General features: G+C 70.7%; 4 protein-coding genes. All 4 read left to right on the top strand.

Translation table 11 applies throughout. From position 1 onward, the window contains the following. Positions 1–717 (top strand): M55 family metallopeptidase (locus DEIPI_RS0103880; RefSeq protein ID WP_027480917.1); only part of this gene is annotated, 717 nt, incomplete at its 5' end. 25 nt (positions 718–742) lie between these two features. Then, positions 743–3,124 carry a glutamine--tRNA ligase/YqeY domain fusion protein gene (locus DEIPI_RS0103875; protein ID WP_027480916.1) on the top strand — a complete coding sequence of 794 codons (2,382 nt, stop codon included), beginning with the start codon at positions 743–745 and terminating at the stop codon, positions 3,122–3,124. A 139-nt stretch (positions 3,125–3,263) separates the two neighbouring features. After that, entirely contained in the window at positions 3,264–3,494 is a 231-nt protein-coding gene (locus DEIPI_RS0103870; RefSeq protein WP_027480915.1) for a hypothetical protein, read from the top strand. A gap of 214 nt (positions 3,495–3,708) precedes the next feature. Then, a complete protein-coding gene (locus DEIPI_RS0103865; RefSeq protein WP_027480914.1) occupies positions 3,709–4,569 on the top strand; it encodes a hypothetical protein in 861 nt (286 codons plus the stop codon). The last annotated feature ends 277 nt before the right edge of the window (positions 4,570–4,846 follow it).

The raw sequence follows: 4,846 nt of genomic DNA, 5'->3' as shown, positions 1-4,846 counted from the left end.
GCCGCCGAGGCCGCGCTCTCGGGCGGCGCCGACGAGGTGATCGTCGCGGACAGTCACTGGGGCATGCGCAACCTCGTGCCGGACCTGCTGCCCGCCCGCACCCGGCTCGTGAGCGGCAACGAGCGCCCGCTCGGCATGATGCAGGGCGCGGACGAGGAGGGCGTGGCCGCCGTGTTCCTCACGGGCACCCACGCGCGCTCCGGCAGTCCGCGCGCCGTGCTGGCGCACACCTGGAACGGACACGTCCACGACCTGCGTCTCGACGGCGTCTCCACGGGCGAGTACGGCCTCAACGCCTGGGTGGGCGCGCACTTCGGCGTGCGCGCCGCGCTCGTGACGGGCGACGACGTGGCCGTCGCGCAGGTCCGCGAGGAGCTCGGGGAGCAGGTGGTCGGGGTGAGCGTCAAGACCTGCCACGGCACGTACAGCGCCTCGCACCTCGCACCCGAGGAGGCCGTGCGGCGCGTCCGCGAGGGCGCGGCGCTCGCGATGCGGAACCTCGACTCCCTGCGGCCCTACCGCCTGACGAGCCCGCGGGAGGTGCGTGTCGAGATCGACCTCGATCACGTGGCGCGCGTGGACCTCGTGGCGTCCCTCGTGCGGGAGGTGGAGCGCACCTCGAACCGCACCGTGGCGTACACCGCGCCCGACGCGATCGAGGGCCTGCGCGTCTTCCGGCTCGTGAACAAGCTCGCGGAGGTGCAGCAGGACGTGTAGCCGCTCAGGCGGTATCCTGCCGTCAATGAGCACGGCCAAGCCCACTTCGAACGACCGCGACCGTCTCGTGAACCCGAACTTCATCACGGAGGTCATCGACGCGGACCTCCAGTCGGGCCGCGTGGGTCACGTCGTCACGCGCTTCCCGCCCGAACCGAACGGCTACATGCACCTCGGGCACGCCTTCGCCTGCACGCTCAACTTCCAGATCGCCGCCGACTACGGCGGCCGCTGCCACCTGCGCATGGACGACACGAACCCCGAGGCGGAAAGCATGGAGTTCGCCGAGGGCCTGCAGAACGACGCGCGCTGGCTCGGCTTCGACTGGGGCGAGCACCTGTACTTCGCGTCGGACGAGTTCGAACGCTACTACGAGTTCGCGCGCGAGCTCATCCGCCGGGGGCTCGCGTACGTGGACAGCGTCACGCACGAGGAGATGGGCCGCCTACGCGGCACCGCCACCACGCCCGGCACGCCCAGCGCGTACCGCGACCGCGGCGTGGAGGAGAACCTCGACCTGTTCGCGCGGATGCGCGCCGGGGAGTTCCCGGAGGGCGCGCACGTGCTGCGCGCGAAGATCGACCTGACGAGCGCGAACATGAAGCTGCGCGACCCGGTGCTCTACCGCATCATGTACGCCGAGCACTACCGCAGCGGCAACGACTGGTGCATCTACCCCATGTACGACTTCCAGCATCCCATCCAGGACGCGCTGGAGGGCGTGACGCACTCGCTGTGCAGCCTGGAGTACGTGGACAACCGCGCCATCTACGACTGGCTGATGGAGCAGCTCTTCCCGGAGGCGCGCCCGCATCAGTACGAGTTCGGGCGGCGCAGCCTGGAGTACACCATCGTGTCGAAGCGCAAGCTGCGCAAGCTGGTGGAGGGCGGCGTCGTGGCGGGCTGGGACGACCCGCGCATGCCGACCATCGCGGCGCAGCGCCGCCGGGGCGTCACTCCCGAGGCGATCCGCCGCTTCGCGTCGCAGATCGGGGTGACCCGCACGAACCGCGCGGTGGACCTCGCGCTGTACGAGCACGCCGTCCGCGACGACCTGAACCTCCGCGCGCCGCGCGTGATGGCGGTCCTGCGGCCCCTGCGGGTCGTGCTGACGAACGTGGAGGAGGGCGCCGAACAGACGCTCTCCCTGCCCTACTGGCCGCACGACGTGGTCCGCGAGTCAGGTGACGGGCTCGTGGCGCTCCCCTCGGGCGAGCGCGTCACGCCGGGGGCGGCGGTGCGGGACGTGGTCCTCACGCGCGAGCTGTACATCGAGCGTGACGACTTCGCCGTGGAGCCCCCGAAGGGCTTCAAGCGGCTCACGCCGGGCGGCACGGTGCGTCTGCGCGGCGCGGGCGTCGTCCGCTGCGACGACGTGACCACGGGCGAGGACGGCGAGGTGACGGAGCTGCGCTGCACCCTCCTCGGCGAGGACGCGCCCGCGCGGGGCGTGATCCACTGGGTGAGCGCGAGCCGCGCGCTGCCCGCCGAGTTTCGCCTCTACGACCGCCTCTTCACCGTTCCCGACCCCGAGGCGGACGCGGACGACGTGGAGCCGCAGGACGGCGAGGCGAGCGCCGCGAGCGTGGGGCACGTGGACACGGGCTTCATGCGCTTCCTCAACCCGCACGCGCTCGTCGTGACGCGCGGCTTCGTGGAACCCTCCGTGGCCTCGCACCCCCTGGACACCCGCTACCAGTTCGAGCGCGCGGGCTACTTCTGGCGCGACCCGGTGGACGGGCGCGGTGACACGCTCGTGTTCGACCGGATCGTCACCCTCAAGGACACCTGGGCGAAGGAGGGGGGCCGTCCCGCCGGACGCGAACGCCGCGCGGAGCCCGGGACTCGCGCCGCCGCGCCCGTGAGCGCGGGGCCGGACCTCACCCCGGAGCAGCGGGCGGAGGTGGAGCGCTTCCGCTCGCAGGACGTCTCGGAGGCCGAGGCGACCGTGCTGGCGCGTGAGCCGCAGCTCTCGGCCTTCCTGGAGGCCGCCGCGAACGTCGGGGAGCTGGGCCGCCTCGCGAGCTGGGTCGTGAACGACCTCGGCGGTCCCATCCGCGAGGGCGCGAACCGCGTGACGCCCGAGGGCCTCGCGGCGCTCGTGAAGCTCATCGAGGACGAGACGATCACGGCGCGCATCGCGAAGGACGTCCTCGCGGAGGCGCAGACGTCGGGCGAGACTCCGGCGGGCATCGTGGAGCGCCGGGGCCTGCGTCAGGTGAGCGACACCGCCACGCTGGAGGCCGAGATCGACCGCGTGATGGCGGAGAACCCCGACAAGGTGGAGGCGTACCGGGGCGGCCGCTCGGGACTGCTGGGCTTCTTCGCGGGTCAGGTGATGAAGGCGACGGGCGGTCAGGCGAACCCGCGCGTGGTGCAGGACCTGCTGCGCGCCAAGCTCGGCTGAGCCGCACGAGGCCCGTGGCCGCCGTTCCCGTGGGGACGGCGGCTTTCTCAACGCTGCCCAAACGTTGCCTGTACTTCGCGCCGGGCGACGTTCACCCTACGCTCTGCGCTCCGAAAGCCCCGCCGTCTACGGTGACGTCATGGACGTCACCATCCTGTGCGAGAACGGCGATTACGAGCACGGTGTGCCCGCCCACATCGTGGAGAGCGCCCTGGCGTGGCTCAAGACGGGCGATCAGGTGCAGTTCCAGGTGGCGGAGAACGGAACGACGTGGCTGCGGCACGACGGCCACGGGTACCAGTTCGCGCTGCACGGCCTGTCCGAGGTGGTGGAGGACCGGCAGGTGTTCGTGCTGCGCATCGTCAACTAGAGACACGTCGACGCCCCACCGCTCCCCCTCCCCAGGATGACGGCGGCGTGGCACGGCCTGGAGGTCGTCCCATACGCGTCGTGTCCGGGTTTCGACTCCCGGGCGGTTCCTGGCGTCGTCCGGGTTCGATCATGCCGCCGCCATCCGCCTCTCTGTACCGTGCTCCTCAGAAGGTCGAACCCGCGAGACCGCGGTAGACCGCAAGGAGCACATCATGAAGACCCTGTCGAAGTCCACGCTGTTCACCCTCGCCCTCGTCCTCGGCGCCGCGTCGGCGCAGCATGCCGGTCATGACGGCGCGACCTTCACCCTCTCGCAGCAGGGCGCGAAGTTCAGCCTGCAGGGCCCCGCGCAGCTGGCGAGCGGCTACACGTCCTTCACGTTGAAGAACACGGCGCAGGCGCCGTTCACGCCGGTCATCGCGCTCCTGAAGGCGGGCGTGACGGACGCGCAGGTGAAGGCGGCGCTGGGCAAGCTGATGGCGTCGCACGGTGAGGACATGACGGCCATCAACAACATCGCGAGCTTCGTGGGCGGCAGTGGCGGCGTGCAGCCCGGCGCGACCTTCGAGTTCGGCGCGAACCTCGACGCGGGCAAGTACGTGGTGTTCGGCTTTGGCGCGACGGACGACGGCAAGGCGCTGTACGACGTCGGTCAGTACGGCACCTTCACGGTGTCGAGCGCGAAGAGCGGCGTGACCGCGCCCAAGGCGGCGGTGCAGGCGACGCTTCAGGACTACAAGGTGGTGCTGCCCGCCAGCATCAAGGCCGGGAAGCTCACCTGGCAGGTCAGCAACAAGGGCGCGGAGACGCACCACCTGATGCTGATGCGCATCGCGGACGGCAAGACGATGAAGGACGTCGAGGCGTTCTTCAAGAGCGAGAACCCCGAGCAGGCCGGTCCTCCTCCCTTCGAGGACGTCGGCGGTCTGGAGACCGTCTCGAAGGGCCGCGGCGCCTTCGTGAACTTCGACCTGAAGCCCGGCTCGTACTTCGCGGCCTGCTTCCTGCCCAGCGCGACGAAGCACGCTCCGCACTTCATGCTGGGGATGATGACGCCGTTCGAGGTGAAATAAGTTATAGAGACGCGTCACCGTACGAGGCATGAGCGAGCGGCCGTCCGCGAGCGTACGACGCCGAAACGCGGATGACCACCTTCGAACAGACGCGTGGGCGGCCCGGGCTTGAGGACCGGGCCGCCCCCTCTCTTTTTCGCTAGGCTGCTCGCATGATCCCGACGGACGTGGCGACGCTCACCCTGGATAGCCTGATGTCGCGCCGCCTGCCGGACGGGAACCTCCCGGCCGAGCTGGGCGGCGCGCTGATCGTGGCGGCGCAGTCCCGCGCGGCCGC

Source organism: Deinococcus pimensis DSM 21231, from assembly GCF_000519345.1.
Classification (GTDB): domain Bacteria; phylum Deinococcota; class Deinococci; order Deinococcales; family Deinococcaceae; genus Deinococcus_A; species Deinococcus_A pimensis.
This window is presented reverse-complemented; position numbering and strand designations above follow the sequence as displayed.

What these genes read in the sequence shown, in the direction of transcription:
- DEIPI_RS0103875 (WP_027480916.1), top strand. Translation starts at nt 743, where the DNA reads ATGAGCACGGCCAAGCCCACTTCGAACGACCGCGACCGTCTCGTGAAC.
- DEIPI_RS0103865 (WP_027480914.1), top strand. Translation starts at nt 3,709, where the DNA reads ATGAAGACCCTGTCGAAGTCCACGCTGTTCACCCTCGCCCTCGTCCTC.
- DEIPI_RS0103870 (WP_027480915.1), top strand. Translation starts at nt 3,264, where the DNA reads ATGGACGTCACCATCCTGTGCGAGAACGGCGATTACGAGCACGGTGTG.